Consider the following 18,301-nt stretch of genomic DNA (forward strand, 5'->3'; position numbering starts at 1 on the left):
CTGTGTGTGAGTCAGGCTTGCGCCGCGGCCAGGAAATCCTGCGCGAAGCGCTGCAAGACGCCGCCGGCCTCGTAGATCGACACCTCCTCGGCGGTATCCAGCCTACAGGTCACGGGCGCCTGAACGGTTTCGCCGCCGCGGCGGTGGATCACCAGGGTCAGGTCGGCGCGCGGTTCGCGCTGGCCGATCACGTCGTAGGTTTCGGTGCCGTCTAGCTGCAAGGTCTTGCGGCTGAAGCCGGGCTTGAATTCCAGCGGCAGCACGCCCATGCCGATCAGATTGGTGCGGTGGATGCGCTCGAAGCCTTCGGCGACGATGGCCTCGACGCCGGCCAGGCGCACGCCCTTGGCTGCCCAGTCGCGCGAGCTGCCCTGGCCGTAGTCGGCGCCGGCGACGATGATCAGCGGCTGCTTGCGGTCCATATAGGTTTCGATGGCTTCCCACATCCGCATCACCTTGCCTTCCGGCTCCACTCGCGCCAGCGAGCCCTTCTTCACCTCGCCGTCCACCACGGCCATCTCGTTGACCAGCTGTGGGTTGGCGAAGGTGGCGCGCTGCGCGGTCAGGTGGTCGCCGCGGTGGGTGGCGTAGGAGTTGAAGTCTTCCTCCGGCAAGCCCATCTTGGCCAGGTATTCGCCGGCGGCTGAGCTGGCCAGGATGGCGTTGGACGGCGACAAGTGGTCGGTGGTGATGTTGTCCGGCAGTAGCGCCAGCGGCCGCAAGCCCTTGAGCGTGCGCTCGCCGGCCAGGGCGCCTTCCCAGTACGGCGGGCGGCGGATATAGGTGGACTGCGGCCGCCAGGCGTATAGCGGGCTGGCTTTGGCGGCGCTGTCGCGGCGGATGGCGAACATCGGCTCGTAGACCTGGCGGAACTGTTCGGGTTTCACCGCCTGCTTCAGCACGGCGTCGATTTCTTCATCGGACGGCCAGATGTCTTGCAGGCGGATTTCCTTGCCGTCGACGACTGCCAGCGCGTCTTTTTCGATGTCGAAGCGCATGGTGCCGGCGATGGCGTAGGCGATCACCAGCGGCGGCGAGGCCAGGAAAGCCTGCTTGGCGTAGGGGTGGATGCGGCCGTCGAAGTTGCGGTTGCCGGACAGCACCGCCGTGGCGTACAGGTCGCGGTCCACGATCTCTTGCTGGATTTTCGGGTCCAGCGCGCCGGACATGCCGTTGCAGGTGGTGCATGCGAAGGCGACGATGCCGAAGCCCAGCCGCTCCAGCTCGGACAGCAGGCCGGCCTCCTTCAGATACAGCTCCACTGCCTTGGAGCCGGGCGCCAGCGAAGATTTCACCCAAGGCTTGCGGCTGAGGCCCAGCTTGTTGGCGTTGCGCGCCAACAGGCCGGCCGCGATCACGTTGCGCGGGTTGGAGGTATTGGTGCAGCTGGTGATGGCGGCGATGATGACCGCGCCGTCCGGCAGCAGGCCTTGCGCTTCCTGCGCGCGGGCTTCGGCGAGGTTGGCGGCGATGCCGCGCTCGGCCAATGCCGATACCGGCAGCCGCTTGTGCGGGTTGGATGGGCCGGCCAGATTGCGGGTAACGGTGGACAGGTCGAACTTGAGCGCGCGCTCGTATTCGGCCGTTTCCAAGCTGTCCGCCCACAGGCCGGAGGTCTTGGCGTAAGTTTCCACCAGCTTGACCTGTTCGTCGCTGCGGCCGGTCAGCTTCAGGTAATCGATAGTCTGCTGGTCGATGAAGAACAGCGCGGCGGTGGCGCCGTATTCCGGGGCCATATTGGAGATGGTGGCGCGATCGCCCAGGGTCAGCGCCGCGGCGCCTTCGCCGTAGAACTCCAGATAGGCGCCGACAACCTTCTGCTGGCGCAGGAATTCGGTCAACGCCAACACCACGTCAGTGGCGGTGATGCCGGCGGCAGGCCTGCCGGAGAGCTCCACGCCGACGATGTCCGGCAGCCGCATCCACGAGGCGCGGCCCAGCATCACGTTTTCCGCCTCAAGGCCGCCCACGCCGACGGCGATTACGCCCAGCGCGTCCACGTGCGGCGTGTGGCTGTCGGTGCCGACGCAGGTGTCGGGATAGGCCACGCCCTTGTCGTTGTGGATCACCGGCGACATCTTCTCCAGATTGATCTGGTGCATGATGCCGTTGCCGGCCGGGATCACGTCGACGTTATCGAAGGCGGACTGGGTCCATTCGATGAAGTGGAAACGGTCCTCGTTGCGCCGGTCTTCGATGGCGCGGTTTTTCTCGAAAGCCTGCGGGTCGAAGCCGCCGCACTCCACCGCCAGCGAATGGTCTACGATCAACTGCACCGGCACCACCGGATTGACCTGGGAGGGGTCGCCGCCTTGGTCGGCGATGGCGTCGCGCAGGCCGGCAAGGTCCACCAGCGCGGTCTGGCCCAGGATGTCATGGCACACCACGCGCGCCGGGAACCAGGGGAAGTCGCGCTCGCGCTTGCGGTAAACGATCTGCTCTAGGCATTCGCTCAGGGTGGCCGGCTCGCAGCGGCGGACCAGATTTTCGGCGTGGATGCGAGCGGTGTAGGACAGTTTGTCCCAGGCGTCGGGCTGGATGGCGTTGACGGCGGCGCGGGCGTCGAAATAGTCTAGCCCGGTGCCGGGCAGGGCGGTGCGGTATTGGCGGTTCATGTCTGTCTTTCGCTCAGTCGCGGCCGCGCTGGGGCAGCCGTTGCAGAAAGTCACTGTAATGCAGGGTGAAGCCTTGCTCGTCGACGACGATGTCGGCGGCGAAGCCCGGGGATTCGTAGCGGTAGCAGGGCATGCCGTCATGGTCCGGCAGGCGGGTGTAGCGCTGCGGGCAGATGGTCGGCTCCAGGCTGGGCAGGCGCACGAACAACATGTGCAGTTCGACGCTGTCGCCGACGCCCAACTTCAGTCGGCGGATGGGGAAAGCATTGGTCAGGCCGCAGGCCTGCAAGTCCAGCTCCTGGCAAGCGTCCCAAGCCGGTTGGGGTTGGCCGTTGACCAGCCAGCGCCCGCTTTCGGTGTGCTGCAACGTCAGTTGCCTGGGTTCGGGGGCGGAGACATCGATCTGGGCATGGCTGAGCCTGCCATGGTGGTCCAGCTGCATCCGGTAGCGCAGGCTGGCGCCGGTGCCGGCGTGCAGCAGGCTGCCGCTGGCGGTGAGGGCAAGATCGGCGCCGGTGTCGATTTGGACCTGTTCCAGTCCCGGACTGTCCAGGCGCTGCCAGAACAAGGTTTGCTTCATTGACTACTCCGGTAGTGCGGACGCGGCCGGTTGGCCGCGTCGTCTGCTTCAGTGGCTTAGCGCTGTTCCAGCGGCACGTAGGCCTGATCTTCCGGCCCGATGTAGTTGGCAGACGGGCGGATAATCTTGCCGTCCTGGCGTTGCTCGATCACGTGGGCGCTCCAGCCGCTGGTGCGCGAGATCACGAACAGCGGCGTGAACATGGCGGTGGGCACGCCCATGGCGTGGTAGCTGACGGCGGAGAACCAGTCCAGATTGGGGAACATTTTCTTGATGTCCCACATCACGGTTTCCAGGCGTTCGGCGATGTCGAACATCTTCATGTCCTTGTTGCTCTTGGACAGTTCGCGCGCCACTTCCTTGATCACCTTGTTGCGGGGGTCGGAAATGGTGTACACCGGGTGGCCGAAGCCGATCACCACTTCCTTGCGCTCCACGCGGGCGCGGATGTCGGCTTCGGCCTCGTCCGGGCTCTCGTAGCGCTGCTGGATCTCGAACGCCACTTCGTTGGCGCCGCCGTGCTTGGGGCCGCGCAGCGCGCCGATGGCGCCGGTGATGGCGCTGTGCATGTCGGAGCCGGTGCCGGCGATGACGCGGGCGGCGAAGGTGGAGGCGTTGAATTCGTGCTCGGCGTACAGGTTCAATGAGGTGTGCATCGCGCGCACCCATTGGGCCGATGGCTTGACGCCGTGCAGCAGGTGCAGGAAATGGCCGCCGATGCTGTCGTCGTCGGTTTCGACGTCGATGCGCTTGCCGTTATGGCTGTAGTGGTACCAGTAGAGCAGGATGGAGCCGAAGGAGGCCATCAGGCGGTCGGCGATGTCTCGCGCGCCGGCCAGGTTGTGATCGTCCTTTTCCGGCAGCGCGCAGCCCAGGGCGGATGCGCCGCTGCGCATCACGTCCATCGGGTGGGCGCCGGCCGGCAGCGCTTCCAGCACCGCTTTTACCGAAGCCGGCAGGCCGCGCAGGGACTTCAGTTTTTTCTTGTAGCCGGCCAACTCGGCCTGGTTCGGCAGCTTGCCGTGCACCAGCAGATAGGCCACTTCTTCGAACTCGGCCTTGTCGGCCAGATCCAGGATGTCGTAGCCGCGATAGTGCAGGTCGTTGCCGCTGCGGCCCACAGTGCACAGCGCGGTATTGCCGGCGGCGACGCCGGACAGGGCCACGGATTTTTTCGGTTTGCCGGTCAGAACCACTTCAGTCATGCAATTTCTCCTTTGTCAGACTTGGGGCGATGCCGCCGCTCTTGAATTGTTATTGCTTGCCTGCGGCGAACAGCTGGTCCAGTTTCTTTTCGTATTCGTGGTAGCCCAGGTGGTCGTAAAGCTCCATCCGGGTCTGCATCTTGTCCAGCACCGCTTGCTGGGTGCCGTCGCGGCGGATCGCGCCGTACACTTCCAGCGCGGCCTGGCTCATGGCGCGGAAGGCGGACAGCGGATACAGCACCAGGCTCACGCCGTGGGCGGCCAGCTCTTCGGCGGTGTAGAGCGGGGTGGCGCCGAATTCGGTGATGTTGGCCAGCACCGGCACCTTCACGGCCTCGGCGAAGCGCTGGTACATGGCCAGATCGGTCATCGCCTCCGGGAAGATCATGTCAGCGCCGGCTTCCACGCAGGCGATGGCGCGCTCGATGGCGGCGTCCAGACCCTCCACGGCCAGCGCGTCGGTGCGTGCCATGATGACGAAGCCGGCGTCGCGGCGGGCGTCGGTGGCGGCCTTGATGCGGTCCACCATTTCATCCTGGGTGACGATGGCTTTGTTAGGGCGGTGGCCGCAACGCTTCTGCTGAACCTGATCCTCGATGTGGACGGCGGCGACGCCGGCCTTCTCCAGGCTGCGCACGGCGCGGGCGATGTTGAAGGCGCCGCCCCAGCCGGTGTCGATGTCCACCAACAGCGGCAGGTCGGTGTTGTCGGTGATGCGGCGCGCGTCGATCAGAACGTCTTCCAGCGTGGTAATGCCGAGGTCGGGGACGCCGCAGGAGGATGCCGCCACGCCGCCGCCGGACAGGTACAGGGCCTTGAAACCAGAGTGTTCGGCCAAACGTGCTGCGTAGGCGTTGATCGCCCCAACCACTTGCAACGGTTTTTCGGCGGCCACGGCCTGGCGGAAACGTTGCCCGGGAGTGTTCATGGAGTGCTCCTGATGGTGGGATTTGTTAATTGCTCGTCATTCAAGCAAGTGCTTGGTTGGAGTGTAAGGGCTCTGGAAAAGCCTGGCAATAGTTGATAATCGGATGTTCAAGTTTTCCGCTGGGAGTGATATGTTTCGCATCGTCCTCGCCGGCGGGAACTCGGCGTAAAACCCGTGGTCTAGATCAAGGTCCACGTAACGACCACATAGAACAGTGGGCAAACCAGGGAGCATAACAACGACTATGAGTGATCGGGACATCGATCAACAGTTGGTGGAGCGTGCCCAGCGAGGTGAAAAAAGAGCTTTCGATCTGCTTGTTGCAAAGTATCAGCGACGTCTCGCCAGGCTGTTGTCGCGGTTCATTCGCGACGGTTCGGACATCGAGGATGTGACGCAGGAGGCATTTATCAAGGCGTATCGCGCCCTGCCGTCATTTCGCGGTGAAAGCGCGTTTTACACATGGCTGTACAGGATCGGCATCAATACCGCCAAGAATTTTCTCAGCGCCAACGGGCGACGCCCGGTGGTCAACAGCGAGATAGAGGACGAGGACGGCGAGAGTTTCGACATGGCGTCGCAAATTCCCGACCTGAACACGCCCGAAACCGAGCTGATGAACAAGGAAATTCTGGCGACGGTCAATGCCGCCGTGGAGGCCTTGCCGGAGGAGTTGCGCACCGCCATTTCCCTGCGGGAGATGGAGGGCCTGTCCTACGACGAGATCGCCAGGGTGATGGATTGCCCGATTGGTACCGTGCGTTCGCGGATTTTCCGCGCGCGAGAAGCAATCGCTGCTGAGCTCAGGCCTCTGCTGGATACGGCCAAAAACAGAAGGTGGTAAGTATGAAAGAATCGATATCCGCACTGATGGATGGCGAACTGGACGGGTCAGGGGCCGATAAGGCCATTTCCGCCATCGCCGGGGACAAGGACTTGGATGCTGCCTGGGAACAGTATCATCTGATCGGCGATGCGATGCGCGCCAATCGCCTGGTTTCGCTGGATGTGCGAAGCAGGGTGGCGGCGCGTCTGGCGGATGAGCCGACGGTCCTGGCGCCGAGACGCTGGATGCGTCCGCGCAAGGCGCGCACCGCGGGCGCGGTGGCGTTGGCCGCAAGCGTCAGTTTCGCCGCCGTAGTGGGATGGCAGCAGCTGTCCCATCGCAACGCTCCCGCGTCGGTCGTCGCTGACCGCGGCGTGCCGGTGCAAGTGGCCAAGCCGGTGCAGGCCATGGATCAGGACGATCCCTATGTGCTGGCTCACCAGGAAGTGACCGCTGACCAAAGCGTGATGCGCGTGTCCTATGGAAACGGAGCTCGCCACTGATGCGTGTTGTTCCTCTGATTGGTGTGTTGATGTTGGGGGCCGCGTGCGCGGTCCATGCGGAGGATGACATGCAGTTGTTGCGCAATGTCGGCAACGCCGGCAGGCAGCAGCCTCTGGATGGCACTTATCTGCATCAGATGAATGGCACGCTGGAAACCTTTCGCATCGTACGCCAGGGACAGGGCGACAATGTGCGCGAGAAGCGCACGTCGCTGGATGGCCCGACGCGGGAGGTTGTTCGCAAGGGGCGGGAGCTGACTTGCTTCGCGCCTGACAAGCGCGCCTTGATGGCGTGCAAGATCAGCGCGATGCGTTTGTTCCCGGCCTTGTTGCCCGACGACCTGGAGGATGTCAACCGCTCCTACGTGCTCAAGCGCACCGGTTATGACCGCGTGGCGCAGCGCGACTGCCAATGGCTGGACCTGCAGCCGCGGGATGCGACGCGCTACACCATGCGAATGTGCATCGATCCCTCCACTTATCTGCCTCTGAAAGTCATGACGCTGTCGCCGCGCGGCGACGCGGTCGAGCAGTTCACTTTTACCGAAGTGCAGCTGAGTGGCATCAAGGATAAGCGGGCTTATGTCTCCAAGCTGTCCAAGCGTTTCCTGTTGCGTTCCGGCGCGTCGGGCGGGGCGGCGGAGGCCGCCTCGCAGCAGGGTGAGTTGTCGGGTTTGCCGCAGGGGTTCCGCGTGTTGCGCTCTGTGCAGCGGGTGCTGCCTGGCATGGGCGGCAAGCCGGTGAGGCATGTGGTGTTGTCCGACGGGCTGGTGATGCTGTCGGTGTTCGTGGAGCCGCCGCCTCCCGAGCACGCTCGTCTGGAGCGGGTGGGCAACCTGCATGGCGCCATCAATATGGCGACCAGCTATCAGGGCGATACGCAGTTGACCGCGGTGGGCGACATGCCGCAGACCGCGATGATGGCCTTGCTCAAGGGCTTGCGCGTCAACGGAAAGGGCGACTGAGTCCATGGCCTTGGCGCGTGAGGCGTCAGGTGTTTTGCGCGCGTGCTCGGCATGCTCGCAAGTTGTACGGGCTGGCCACTGCCGCGGAGATTTAGCGACGGTGGCCAGTTTTTCGTGGCGTGTCCGAAAGGCGCGCCGCATGGGAGCGTGAGGGGCGGGGCAAAACGTCGCTTCCCGATTCGATAGTTGCAAAGCCGGCGTTTGCCGGCGCATTCAATCCACAACATACCAAGATGGAGCGCACATGTCGGTCAAAAAACTGATAGTTTCCGCAATGCTGGCGGCATCTGTTCTGGCGGCCCACGTGCCGGCGGCCGCGGCGATGACGGAGTTGCCGGACTTCAGCAGCATTGTCGATAGCGAGGGGAAGGCGGTGGTGAACATCAGCACCACCTCCACGGTCAAGGAGATGGTGTCCGGCGTGCCGGATGGCATGGAGGGAGATCCGTTCTTCGAATTCTTCCGTCGTTTCGCGCCGCCGCAGCAGCGCGAACATCAGGAAAGTTCGTTGGGCTCGGGCTTCATCATTTCGCCGGACGGGTACTTGCTGACCAATGCCCACGTGGTTGCCCGCGCGGACAAGATTACGGTCAAATTCAACGACAAGCGAGAATTCCAGGCGCGGGTCATCGGTTCCGACGCGCGCTCGGATGTGGCATTGCTTAAGATCGACGCCACTAATCTGCCTGTGGTGCGCCTGGGCGATCCCAAGAATCTAAAAGTGGGACAGTGGGTGCTGGCCATCGGCTCGCCGTTCGGCTTCGAGAATACCGCCACTTCCGGCATTGTGTCCGGCAAGAACCGCATGTTGCCGGATGAGAGTTCGGTGCAGTTCATTCAAACCGACGCGGCTGTGAATCCGGGCAACTCCGGCGGGCCGCTATTCAATCTGAAGGGCGAAGTGGTGGGCATCAACTCCCAGATATACAGCCGTTCCGGCGGCTTCATGGGCATTTCCTTCGCTATTCCCATCGACACCGCGATGAATGTGGCCGAACAGCTGAAAACCAAGGGCAAGGTGACGCGCAGCCGCATCGGCGTGGTGGTGCAAGAGCTGAGCAAGGAGCTTGCCGCGTCCTTCGGCCTGGCCAAGCCCAGCGGCGTGCTGATCAACGCGCTCGACCCCAAGGGGCCGGCGCAGAGGGCGGGCTTGAAGGCGGGCGATATCGTGCTGCGCATCAATGGCCAGCCGGTGGAGAATGGCGGCGACATGCAGCGTCTGATCAGCGACATGCCGCCGGGCAAGGCTATCGCGCTGGATGTCTGGCGCAGCCGCGCGCAAGCGCGCGTCAGCGTGGTGCCGGAGGAGCTGAAAGAGGAAGACCCTCGCATCGCCAAGCGCGAGTACCGCAAGCCGGACGCGGAGAGCGAGCAGAGCCTGGCCCAGATCGGCCTGCGGCTGCAGGAACTGAATCCGTTGCAGCTCAGGCAGGCTGGCGTCGACTATGGCCTCTTGGTTCGTGCGGCCAACGGCGTGGCGATGCGCGCCGGCATTCAGCCGGGCGACATCATTGTCGGCATCGGCGGCGACGCGCTGAAGAGCTTCGCGCAATTGAAAGGCGCTTTCGCCCAGGCCAAGAAGGGCAGCGCCGTCGCGCTGCAGGTGATGCGCCAGGGCGTGACGATGTTCGTGCCGTTGACCCCGGATGAGTCCAAGTGAAGCTGACGCTGTACTTCCGCGAGTATTGCAGCCTGTGCCACCAGATGCTGGCGGAGCTCTCGCCTTGGCGCGAGCGCCACGGCTTCGAGCTGGAGGTGGTGGATGTGGACGCCGATCCTGCGCTGGAGGCCCGCTTCAACGAGCTGGTGCCGGTGTTGATGGATGGAGAGGCGGAAATCTGCCACTGGCATCTGGATGCTGCGAAGTTGGCTGCACACTTGGGCGAAATCGGCTAAAATCCGCGCCAGTGTGAGTTAAACTGGGGGCGCGCGCGCCCCCGCTTGCTGATCGGCTTCCGGCTGCCGTCGGACCCGAAGCGGGTCCCCCGGAAGGGCTATCCGTCAGCAGCCCCGGGCACGCTTGCGTGCCCTTATCTTTTGCTGGAAACCGATGAAGAACATCCGAAATTTTTCGATCATTGCCCACATCGACCACGGTAAGTCCACCCTGGCCGATCGTTTCATCCAGTTTTGCGGCGGCCTCGAGCTGCGCGAAATGAGCGCCCAGGTGCTGGACTCGATGGATATCGAGAAGGAGCGCGGCATCACGATCAAGGCGCAGACCGCTGCGCTGCAGTACAAGGCCCGCGATGGCCAGATATACCATCTGAACCTGATCGACACTCCGGGGCACGTGGACTTCAGCTACGAAGTGTCGCGCTCGCTGTCCGCCTGCGAGGGCGCGCTGTTGGTGGTGGATGCGTCGCAAGGCGTGGAAGCCCAGACCGTGGCCAACTGCTACACCGCCATCGACCTGGGCGTGGAAGTGGTGCCGGTGCTGAACAAGATCGACCTGCCGGCCGCTGATCCGGAACGCATCTCGCAAGAGATCGAAGACATCATCGGCATCGAGGCCATCGAAGCGGTGCGCGCCTCGGCCAAGTCCGGCATCGGCATCGAGGACATCCTGGAAGAGGTGGTCAACAAGATTCCGCCGCCGAAGGGCGATCCGGACGGCCCGCTGAAGGCGCTGATCGTCGACTCCTGGTTCGACAACTACGTCGGCGTGGTGATGCTGGTGCGCGTGATCGACGGCTCGCTGAAGCCGAAGGACAAGATCAAGTTCATGGCCACCGGCGCCGAGCATCTGTGCGAGCAGGTGGGCGTGTTCACGCCCAAATCGGTGCAGCGTCAAAGCTTGAACGCGGGCGAAGTGGGGTTCATCATCGCCGGCATCAAGGAGCTGAAATCCGCCAAGGTGGGCGATACCATCACGCTGGTGTCCAAGCCGGCGGCCGAGGCGCTGCCCGGCTTCAAGGATGTGCAGTCGCAGGTGTTCGCCGGCTTGTACCCGGTGGAAAGCCACGATTACGAAGCGCTGCGCGACGCGCTGGAAAAACTGCAGCTGAACGACGCCTCGCTGAAATACGAGCCGGAAGTGTCGCAGGCGCTGGGCTTCGGCTTCCGCTGCGGCTTCCTGGGCCTTCTGCACCTGGAAATCGTGCAGGAGCGTCTGGAGCGCGAATTCGACATGGACCTGATCACCACCGCGCCGACGGTGAACTATGAAGTGGTGATGAGGGACGGCACGGTGGAAGTGGTGTCCAATCCGTCGCGGATGCCGGAAGCCGGCAAGTACGACGAGCTGCGCGAGCCCATCATCACCTCCACCATTCTGGTGCCGCAGGATTACGTCGGCTCGGTGATGACGCTGTGCAACCAGAAGCGCGGCGTGCAGCGCAATATGCAGTACATGGGCCGCCAAGTGATGCTGACCTACGATCTGCCGATGAACGAAGTGGTGATGGACTTTTTCGACAAGCTGAAGTCCACCAGCCGCGGCTACGCCTCGCTGGACTACGAGTTCAAGGAATTCCAGAGCGCCGATCTGGTCAAGCTGGATGTGCTGGTCAACGGCGAGAAGGTCGACGCCTTGAGCCTGATCGTGCACCGCGCGTCCAGCATCTACCGCGGCCGCGAACTGGTGTCCAAAATGCGCGAGCTGATTCCGCGCCAGATGTTCGACATCGCGGTGCAGGCGGCCATCGGCGGCCACATCATCGCCCGCGAGACGGTGAAGGCGCTGCGCAAGAACGTGCTGGCCAAGTGCTACGGCGGCGACATCACGCGCAAAAAGAAGCTGCTGGAAAAACAAAAGGCGGGCAAGAAGCGGATGAAGCAAGTCGGCAACGTGGAAATTCCGCAAGAAGCCTTCCTCGCCATTCTTCAAGTAGGGGACAAATAAGTGGGTGCAAACTTGTTCTGGGTGTTCGTGGCCGCGGTCGTGGTCGGCGGGTTGCTGATTCTGCTTGGCGGCAAGAAGCAGGAAGGCGCCAAGGACTGGCCGCAGTCGGTGCAGTGGGGGTATCTGGCGCTGGTGATCGGCGGCTTCGGCCTCTTGTCCGATTACATGAGCTTCACCGCGGTGATGCTGGTGTTCGTGGCGATCACCGGCGTGGTGTGGGCGCTGGACAAGTGGCTGCTGGCCAAAAAGCGCGCAGCCGTAGGCGCCGAGACCGGCCATTTCGTCGATTATTCTCGCGGCTTCTTCCCGGTGATCCTGGTGGTGTTCGTGCTGCGCTCCTTCTTGGTGGAACCCTTCCAGATCCCGTCCAGCTCGATGCGGCCGGGCCTGGTAGTGGGCGATTTCATTCTGGTCAACAAGTTTGCCTATGGCGTTCGCGTGCCGGTGGCCAATAATGTATTGATTCCGGTAGGCAAGGTGCAGCATGGCGATGTGGTGGTGTTCAACTATCCGCCCAATCCCAAGATCAACTACATCAAGCGCGTGATCGGTTTGCCGGGCGATACCGTCGAGTACCGCAACAAGCGCCTGACCATCAACGGCAAGCCGTTGACCGACGTGGCGGACGGCACGTACGACTATATCGAGCAGGGCCTGGCGCAGATCACCGCGCAGCGTTTCCGCGAGGGGCATGGCGGCAAGGATTACCAGGTGCTGAACAATGTCGAAGCGCCGGTGCTGGCGCTGAGCCAGGTGCAGGACTTCCCCTATCGAGACAATTGCCGCTACGATGACAATGGCTTTGTTTGCAAGGTGCCGCAGGGCCATTACTTCATGATGGGCGATAACCGCGACAACAGCTCCGACGGCCGTTACTGGGGCTTCGTCGACGACAGGCTGATGGTGGGCAAGGCCTTCATGATCTGGATGAATTTCTCCAACCTGTCCCGAATCGGCACCAAGATACAGTAACGACAAACAGGCCACGAACGGCCATGACCGGGAGACGCGCATGAAAAAGCAAAAAGGCTTGTCGGTAGTCGCGGTTTTATTGGTACTGGCCTTCGTAGGCTTTTGTCTGATGCTGGTGTTCAAGGTGGTGCCGGTTTATTCCGAATACGGCGACGTGCGCAATGCGTTGAAGGCGCTGTCTGCGGAAACCAACGTCGGCGAGCAGACGCTCCGGCGCGACTTCGACAGCAAGGCCAATGTCGCAGGCATCGTCTCCGTCAAGGGCGAGAACCTGTTCGTGGTGGCCGGCAACGGCAGCAATTACCTGCGCGCCCAGTATCAGCGCGAAGTGCCTTTGTTCGGCAATGTCAGCCTGCTTTTCCATTTCGATACCCAGGCGGGTCAACCGCCTGCGCAATAACCATACCGTGACCCAGATAGACAACCGTTTCCGGCGCCTGTCCCAGGCGCTGGATTATTCATTTCAAAAGCCGGAGCTGTTGCGCCAGGCGCTGACGCACCGCAGCTACAGCAGCGCCAACAACGAGCGCTTCGAGTTCGTCGGCGACAGCATCCTCAATTACACTGTGGCGCGCATGCTGTTCGACCAGTTTCCGCAACTGAGCGAGGGCGAGCTGTCGCGACTGCGCGCCAACCTGGTCAACCAGAACACGCTGGCGGAGATCGCCCATGAGCTGAAGCTGGGCGACTACCTCTATTTGGGCGAGGGCGAGCTCAAGAGCGGCGGCTTCAATCGGCCATCCATCCTGGCCGACGCGCTGGAGGCGACCTTCGCCGCCGTCAGCTTCGACGCCGATTTCGCCGCCGCCGAGCAGGTGGTGCGCCGCCAGTACAGCCAGCGCGTCGCCAACATCGACACCACGCGCCAGGCCAAGGACGCCAAGACCCGCTTGCAGGAAGCGCTGCAGGCGCGCAAGCTGGCCTTGCCGAAGTACCGCATCCAGTCGCAGAGCGGCGAAGCGCATGAACAATGGTTCAAGGTGGAGTGCGATCTGGGCGAGCTGGCCCTGATCTCCACCGGCGAAGGCGGCAGCCGCCGCGCCGCCGAGCAGCAGGCCGCCGAGGCGGCGCTGACCCTGCTGGAACAGAAACTCGCAGCAAGCAAGAAAAGATCATGACCGATACTCCATTCCATTGCGGCTTCGTCGCCATCGTCGGCCGTCCCAACGTGGGCAAGTCCACGCTGATGAACCACCTGATCGGCCAGAAGATCAGCATCACCTCCAAAAAATCGCAGACCACGCGCCATCGCGTCACCGGCATCCATACCGAAGACACGGCGCAGTTCGTCTTCGTCGACACTCCCGGATTCCAGACCTACCACAAGGGCGCGCTCAACGAGGCGCTCAACAAGAGCGTCAAGGACTCGCTGGGCAGCGTGGACTGCGTGTTGTTCCTGCTGGAGGCGATGCGTTTTACCGCCGCCGACCGCGAGGTGATGGCGTTGTTGCCGAAAAAGACCCCGGTCATCCTGGTGGTGAACAAGCTGGACAAGGCCAAGGACAAGCTGACGCTGCAGGCCTTCATCAATGAGGTGACCGCCGAGTTCGAATTCGCCGGCGTGGAAGTGGTCAGCGCCAAGCATGGCCAGCGCCTGGCCGAGCTGCTGGATCAGGTGCGACCGCATCTGCCGGAATCCATGCCGCTGTATCCGGAAGACATGATCACCGACAAGAACGAGCGCTTCCTGGCGGCCGAGATCGTGCGCGAAAAGCTGTTCCGCTATCTGGGCGAAGAGCTGCCGTACGAGATGAACGTGGAAGTGGAAATGTTTGAGATGGATGGCGCGCTGCGCCGCATCCACATCGCGGTGCTGGTGGACAAGGAACATCAGAAGCCCATCGTGATCGGCCGGGCCGGCGAGAAATTGAAGAAAATCTCCACCGAGGCCCGCCTCGACATGGAAAAACTGTTCGACGGCAAGGTATTCCTGCAAGTGTGGGTGAAGGTGAAGTCCGGCTGGGCCGACGACGTCCGTTTCCTGCGAGAGTTCGGTCTGGACTGATGACGGTATTGGACAGGCCGCCGACGCAGGCTTGCTGGGCGGCGAATCTTTCCGGAGAGGGCGCGGCGGCGGAGCTGTCGCGCTGCGCGCTGCGTCTGGCGGAAAGCCAGCCCGGCTGTCTGGGCGTGACCGTGGGGGACCGGGTCACGTATTGGGACAGCGTGGAGGCGATCGCGGCCTGGCGCTCGCGGGTGGAGTTGCTGGCGCGGCAGCGCCTGGGGCGCGGTGGCGATGAGGCCGTTTCCATCCAGGTCAGCCGGCGCCTGCCAGAGAGCGCGCCGGCATGAGCCAGCCGGGACGGGTGGACAAGCAGCCTGCTTACATTCTGCATACCCAGCCATACCGGGAAACCAGCTTGCTGCTGGAAGTGCTGACCCGCGATCATGGCCGTTTCAGCCTGGTGGCGCGCAGCGCGCGCCGTCCGCGTTCGGATCTGCGCGGCGTGCTGCTGCCGTTTCAGCCGCTGACTGTGTCCTGGTTCGGCAAGAGCGAGCTGCGGACGCTGCATTCGGCCGATTGGGATGGCGGCGTGCGGGCGTTGTCGGGCATGCCGCTGGTTTGCGGATTCTACTTGAATGAATTGATGATGAAGCTCACGGCGCGGGACGATCCCGAACCGCGGGCTTTTTCCGTTTATGACCACGCGGTGCGCGAGCTGTCGCGCGGCGTGCCTTTGTCCGCCGCCTTGCGCCGCTATGAGTTGAAGCTGTCGCAGGTGCTGGGCTATGCGCCGGCGCTGAACCGGGATGGGCGGGGCGACGCTATCGACCCGCAGCGGCATTATCTGTGCCGAGACGCAGCGCAGCCGGAGCCGGACGACTATCCGGACCAGATGTTGAACGGCCGGGCGACCCGCATGACCGGCGAGGCGCTGCTGGCCATCCATGAAGATGATTTCAGCCTGCCGGCCACGCGCGGGCAGGCGCGGCAGCTGAGCCGGGTGTGGTTGTCCGCGCTATTGGGCGACGAGCCTTTGGCTTCGCGCCAATTATTGCAGGCCATCCAGTCCCTGTCGGATTGATGGCGAATGAGAAAATGGAAATGAAGGGGAAGAACATGATTCTGTTGGGCGTAAACATCGATCACGTCGCCACGCTGCGCCAGGCGCGCGGCACCCGTTATCCCAGTCCGGTGGAGGCTGCGCTGGTGGCGGAGTCCAGCGGCGCCGACCTGATCACCCTGCACCTGCGCGAAGACCGCCGCCACATCCAGGACGCCGACGTGAAGGCGATGCGCCCGGTGCTGAAGACCCGGATGAACCTGGAAATGGCGATGACGCCGGAAATGCTGGCGCATGCGCTGGAAGTCGCGCCGGAAGACGTGTGCCTGGTGCCGGAAAAGCGCGAGGAGGTCACCACCGAGGGCGGCCTGAACGTGCGCGGCCACTACGCCGACGTCAGCCACTACACCGCCAAGCTGATCGAAGCCGGCATCCGCGTGTCCATCTTCATCGATCCCGACCGCGAACAGATCCAGAAGGCGTTTGATGCCGGCGCGCGCGTGATCGAGCTGCACACCGGCGCTTACGCCGACGCGCCGCACGCTCAGGAGAGAGACGCCGAGCTGGTCCGCATCCGCGACGCCGCCGAATTCGGCGCCAGCCTCGGCATGGTGGTCAACGCCGGCCACGGTCTCAACTACCATAATGTCAAGCCCATCGCGGCCATCCCGCAGATCGCCGAGCTGAACATCGGCCACGCCATCGTCGCCCATGCGCTGTTCGTCGGCTTCCCGCAGGCGGTGCGCGAGATGAAGGCGTTGATGGTGGCAGGCCGCCAGGGGCTGTGATGATTCGCGGCATCGGCACCGACCTGGTCGAAATCGAGCGGATGGCTGAGCTCGTCCAGCGTTGGGGCGCCAAGGCCGGACGCCGCATTTTGACGGCGGCGGAGCAGGGCGAGTTAGAGGCGCATGCCGATCCCGCCCGTTTTCTCGCCAAGCGTTTCGCGGCCAAGGAAGCGTTCGCCAAGGCATTGGGCACCGGCGTGGTCGCGCCGGCGCTGTTGACGGCGATAGGCGTCGGCCATGATGAACTCGGCAAGCCATTGCTGGTCTTGTCGGATGAGCTGGCCGCTTTTGCCGCCGCGCGCGGCGTAAGCCGCATGCATGTTTCCATCAGCGACGAGCGCGGCCACGCCTTGGCCTTCGTCGTGCTTGAATCGTAGTACGGAGGCCCGCGGCCAGCCTTGGCAGGCGTCGCGGGGCAAAGAAGGGCGCTTCGCCATTTCTCCATGCCGGCATTGTCGCCGGCCACCATGGTCGAGGATGACACCATGACCCAAACGACTTTGAATATCCCGCGCGGGCCGGTGATGGTTGACATCGCTGGCTTCTCGCTGACCGAGCCGGAACGCGCGCGGCTGTCGCATCCGCTGGTGGGCGGCATTATTCTGTTCCGCCGCAATTTCCAGAACATCGAGCAACTGCGCGCCTTGACCGCCGACATCCGCGCCTTGCGCTCGCCGCATCTGCTGATCGCCGTCGATCATGAGGGCGGGCGCGTGCAGCGCTTCCTGGACGGCTTCACCCGCCTGCCGCCGATGAAGGTGCTGGGCGACGCCTGGGACGCGGACCGCGAGCAAGCGCGGAAGCTGGCCGAAACCGTGGGCTATGTGCTGGCGGCCGAGTTGTCCGCCTGCGGCGTCGATCTGTCCTTCACCCCGGTGCTGGACCTTGACTGGGAGCGCTGCGCCGTGATCGGCAACCGCGCTTTCCATCGCGATCCGGAGGCGGTGGCGGAACTGGCCGAGGCGCTGCAGCAGGGTTTGGGCCGCGGCGGCATGATGAGCTGCGGCAAGCATTACCCCGGCCACGGCTATGTGGAAGGCGACAGCCACCACCTGATGCCGCGGGACGACCGCAGCCTGGCTCAGATCGAACGCGACGATCTGGTGCCGTTCGCGCGGCTGGCCGACGCCGGCATGGGCGCGGTAATGCCGGCCCATGTGCTGTACCCGGCGGTGGACAGCCAGCCGGCGGGCTTCTCCAAGATCTGGCTGACCGACATCCTGCGCGGCAAGATCGGATTCGACGGCGTGATCTTCTCCGACGCGCTGGACATGGCCGGCGCGGCCGGCGCGGGCACTTATGTGCAGCGCGCCGACGCGGCGCTGGCGGCCGGTTGCGACATGGTGCTGGTCTGCAACCAGCCGGCAGAGGCTGACACGATGCTGGCCGCGCTGACGCCGCCCCAGCAGCCCAAATTGGCCGAGCGCCTGGAGCGCATGGCGGGCAAGAGCCGCGCCGAGGATTGGCAGCGGCTGATCGCCGCGCCGGACTTCGCCGCCGCCCAGGCCGTGGTGAAGCAATTGGCGATGCCCAAGGACGCGCTGACCGGCCCGCAGGTAGGCGAGGCGCCCTAAGATGCTGCCCGCCAGCTTGCGCGAGCTGGACGCCATCCGCGACGAATGCCGGATGATGGTGAATGGACGGGCTGCGCTGTCGGCCGGCGCCTCCGCCTTGCCCGCGCCCGGCATCGATGTGGCTGCCGACGTCGCCATCCTGCTGCAGCTGATCCCGGCGATCAATCAGCGCTTCGGCGTGGCGCCGGAGCAGATCGCCGGCTACGACGCGGCGCGCAAGCAGATGCTGTATCAGCTGATCCGCCGCGCCGGCGGCGCGCTGTTGGGGCTGGAAGTCACCCGGACGCTGTTGGCCGCTGTCGCCAAGCGCGCAGCCGGCCGCTGGGCCGGCAAGCAGGCGCTGAAGCTGGTGCCGGTATTGGGTTGGGCGGCCAACGCCGCCATCGGCTTCGCCGCCATGCGCTATGTCGGCAACAGCCATATCGACGATTGTTACGCCGTCTGCCGGCGCATGCTGGAACAGGGCGGCGTTAAGCAGTGAATTGCCACTATTTTG

General features: G+C 63.9%; 20 protein-coding genes. 16 read left to right on the top strand and 4 right to left on the bottom strand.

Translation table 11 applies throughout. The features are described 5' to 3' along the window. Positions 1-11: 11 nt before the first annotated feature. The 4 genes from acnD to prpB are packed head-to-tail and all read right to left on the bottom strand — an operon-like array spanning position 12 to position 5,328. Positions 12-2,615, bottom strand: a complete 2,604-nt coding sequence (acnD, locus tag DK842_RS17400) for a Fe/S-dependent 2-methylisocitrate dehydratase AcnD (protein ID WP_114062588.1) — start codon at positions 2,613-2,615, stop codon at positions 12-14. A 13-nt stretch (positions 2,616-2,628) separates the two neighbouring features. Next, positions 2,629-3,195, bottom strand: coding sequence for a putative glycolipid-binding domain-containing protein (locus tag DK842_RS17405; RefSeq protein ID WP_114062589.1), 567 nt, complete (start codon positions 3,193-3,195; stop codon positions 2,629-2,631). Between the two features lie 56 nt (positions 3,196-3,251). Then, entirely contained in the window at positions 3,252-4,400 is a 1,149-nt protein-coding gene (prpC, locus tag DK842_RS17410) for a bifunctional 2-methylcitrate synthase/citrate synthase (RefSeq protein ID WP_114062590.1), read from the bottom strand. Positions 4,401-4,449: 49 nt separating this feature from the next. Next, the gene (gene prpB / locus DK842_RS17415; RefSeq protein WP_114062591.1) at positions 4,450-5,328 is read right to left on the bottom strand and encodes a methylisocitrate lyase; all 879 of its coding nucleotides are present in this window, start codon (positions 5,326-5,328) and stop codon (positions 4,450-4,452) included. A 244-nt stretch (positions 5,329-5,572) separates the two neighbouring features. Between prpB and rpoE the strand changes: the two genes are divergently transcribed. The 16 genes from rpoE (at position 5,573) to DK842_RS17495 (ending at position 18,286) form a co-directional block, all read left to right on the top strand. Continuing rightward, on the top strand, positions 5,573-6,172 hold the full coding sequence (rpoE, locus tag DK842_RS17420) for an RNA polymerase sigma factor RpoE (RefSeq protein WP_011135606.1): 600 nt from the start codon (positions 5,573-5,575) through the stop codon (positions 6,170-6,172). Positions 6,173-6,174: 2 nt separating this feature from the next. Further along, positions 6,175-6,657 (top strand): sigma-E factor negative regulatory protein, encoded by a 483-nt coding sequence (locus tag DK842_RS17425; RefSeq protein ID WP_114062592.1) that lies wholly within the window; start codon positions 6,175-6,177, stop codon positions 6,655-6,657. A gap of 68 nt (positions 6,658-6,725) precedes the next feature. Beyond that, positions 6,726-7,622: a MucB/RseB C-terminal domain-containing protein gene (locus DK842_RS17430; RefSeq protein ID WP_232538516.1), complete on the top strand. Its 897-nt coding sequence runs from the start codon at positions 6,726-6,728 to the stop codon at positions 7,620-7,622. Between the two features lie 244 nt (positions 7,623-7,866). After that, on the top strand, positions 7,867-9,282 hold the full coding sequence (locus DK842_RS17435; RefSeq protein WP_114062594.1) for a DegQ family serine endoprotease: 1,416 nt from the start codon (positions 7,867-7,869) through the stop codon (positions 9,280-9,282). After that, a complete protein-coding gene (locus DK842_RS17440; protein ID WP_114062595.1) occupies positions 9,279-9,518 on the top strand; it encodes a glutaredoxin family protein in 240 nt (79 codons plus the stop codon). Before DK842_RS17435 ends, DK842_RS17440 begins: the two co-directional genes overlap by 4 nt. A gap of 154 nt (positions 9,519-9,672) precedes the next feature. Then, a complete protein-coding gene (gene lepA / locus DK842_RS17445) occupies positions 9,673-11,466 on the top strand; it encodes a translation elongation factor 4 (protein WP_076225499.1) in 1,794 nt (597 codons plus the stop codon). Further along, positions 11,467-12,438, top strand: a complete 972-nt coding sequence (gene lepB, locus DK842_RS17450) for a signal peptidase I (RefSeq protein WP_076225498.1) — start codon at positions 11,467-11,469, stop codon at positions 12,436-12,438. Between the two features lie 40 nt (positions 12,439-12,478). Beyond that, positions 12,479-12,838, top strand: a complete 360-nt coding sequence (locus DK842_RS17455) for a DUF4845 domain-containing protein (RefSeq protein ID WP_114062596.1) — start codon at positions 12,479-12,481, stop codon at positions 12,836-12,838. Between the two features lie 7 nt (positions 12,839-12,845). After that, a complete protein-coding gene (gene rnc / locus DK842_RS17460; RefSeq protein WP_181902530.1) occupies positions 12,846-13,556 on the top strand; it encodes a ribonuclease III in 711 nt (236 codons plus the stop codon). After that, the gene (era, locus tag DK842_RS17465) at positions 13,553-14,443 is read left to right on the top strand and encodes a GTPase Era (RefSeq protein ID WP_114062598.1); all 891 of its coding nucleotides are present in this window, start codon (positions 13,553-13,555) and stop codon (positions 14,441-14,443) included. The genes rnc and era overlap by 4 nt, the downstream gene beginning before the upstream one ends. Next, positions 14,443-14,730 (top strand): antibiotic biosynthesis monooxygenase family protein, encoded by a 288-nt coding sequence (locus DK842_RS17470; protein ID WP_114062599.1) that lies wholly within the window; start codon positions 14,443-14,445, stop codon positions 14,728-14,730. Before era ends, DK842_RS17470 begins: the two co-directional genes overlap by 1 nt. Continuing rightward, on the top strand, positions 14,727-15,464 hold the full coding sequence (gene recO, locus DK842_RS17475) for a DNA repair protein RecO (protein ID WP_114062600.1): 738 nt from the start codon (positions 14,727-14,729) through the stop codon (positions 15,462-15,464). Before DK842_RS17470 ends, recO begins: the two co-directional genes overlap by 4 nt. Positions 15,465-15,499: 35 nt before the next feature. After that, on the top strand, positions 15,500-16,231 hold the full coding sequence (gene pdxJ, locus DK842_RS17480; RefSeq protein ID WP_114063786.1) for a pyridoxine 5'-phosphate synthase: 732 nt from the start codon (positions 15,500-15,502) through the stop codon (positions 16,229-16,231). After that, positions 16,231-16,608 carry a holo-ACP synthase gene (gene acpS / locus DK842_RS17485; protein WP_114062601.1) on the top strand — a complete coding sequence of 126 codons (378 nt, stop codon included), beginning with the start codon at positions 16,231-16,233 and terminating at the stop codon, positions 16,606-16,608. Before pdxJ ends, acpS begins: the two co-directional genes overlap by 1 nt. 108 nt (positions 16,609-16,716) lie before the next feature. Then, positions 16,717-17,805: a beta-N-acetylhexosaminidase gene (gene nagZ, locus DK842_RS17490; RefSeq protein WP_168194913.1), complete on the top strand. Its 1,089-nt coding sequence runs from the start codon at positions 16,717-16,719 to the stop codon at positions 17,803-17,805. 1 nt (position 17,806) lies between these two features. Continuing rightward, positions 17,807-18,286, top strand: a complete 480-nt coding sequence (locus DK842_RS17495; RefSeq protein ID WP_114062602.1) for a hypothetical protein — start codon at positions 17,807-17,809, stop codon at positions 18,284-18,286. Positions 18,287-18,301 lie beyond the last annotated feature (15 nt).

This window comes from Chromobacterium phragmitis (genome assembly GCF_003325475.1).
Classification (GTDB): domain Bacteria; phylum Pseudomonadota; class Gammaproteobacteria; order Burkholderiales; family Chromobacteriaceae; genus Chromobacterium; species Chromobacterium phragmitis.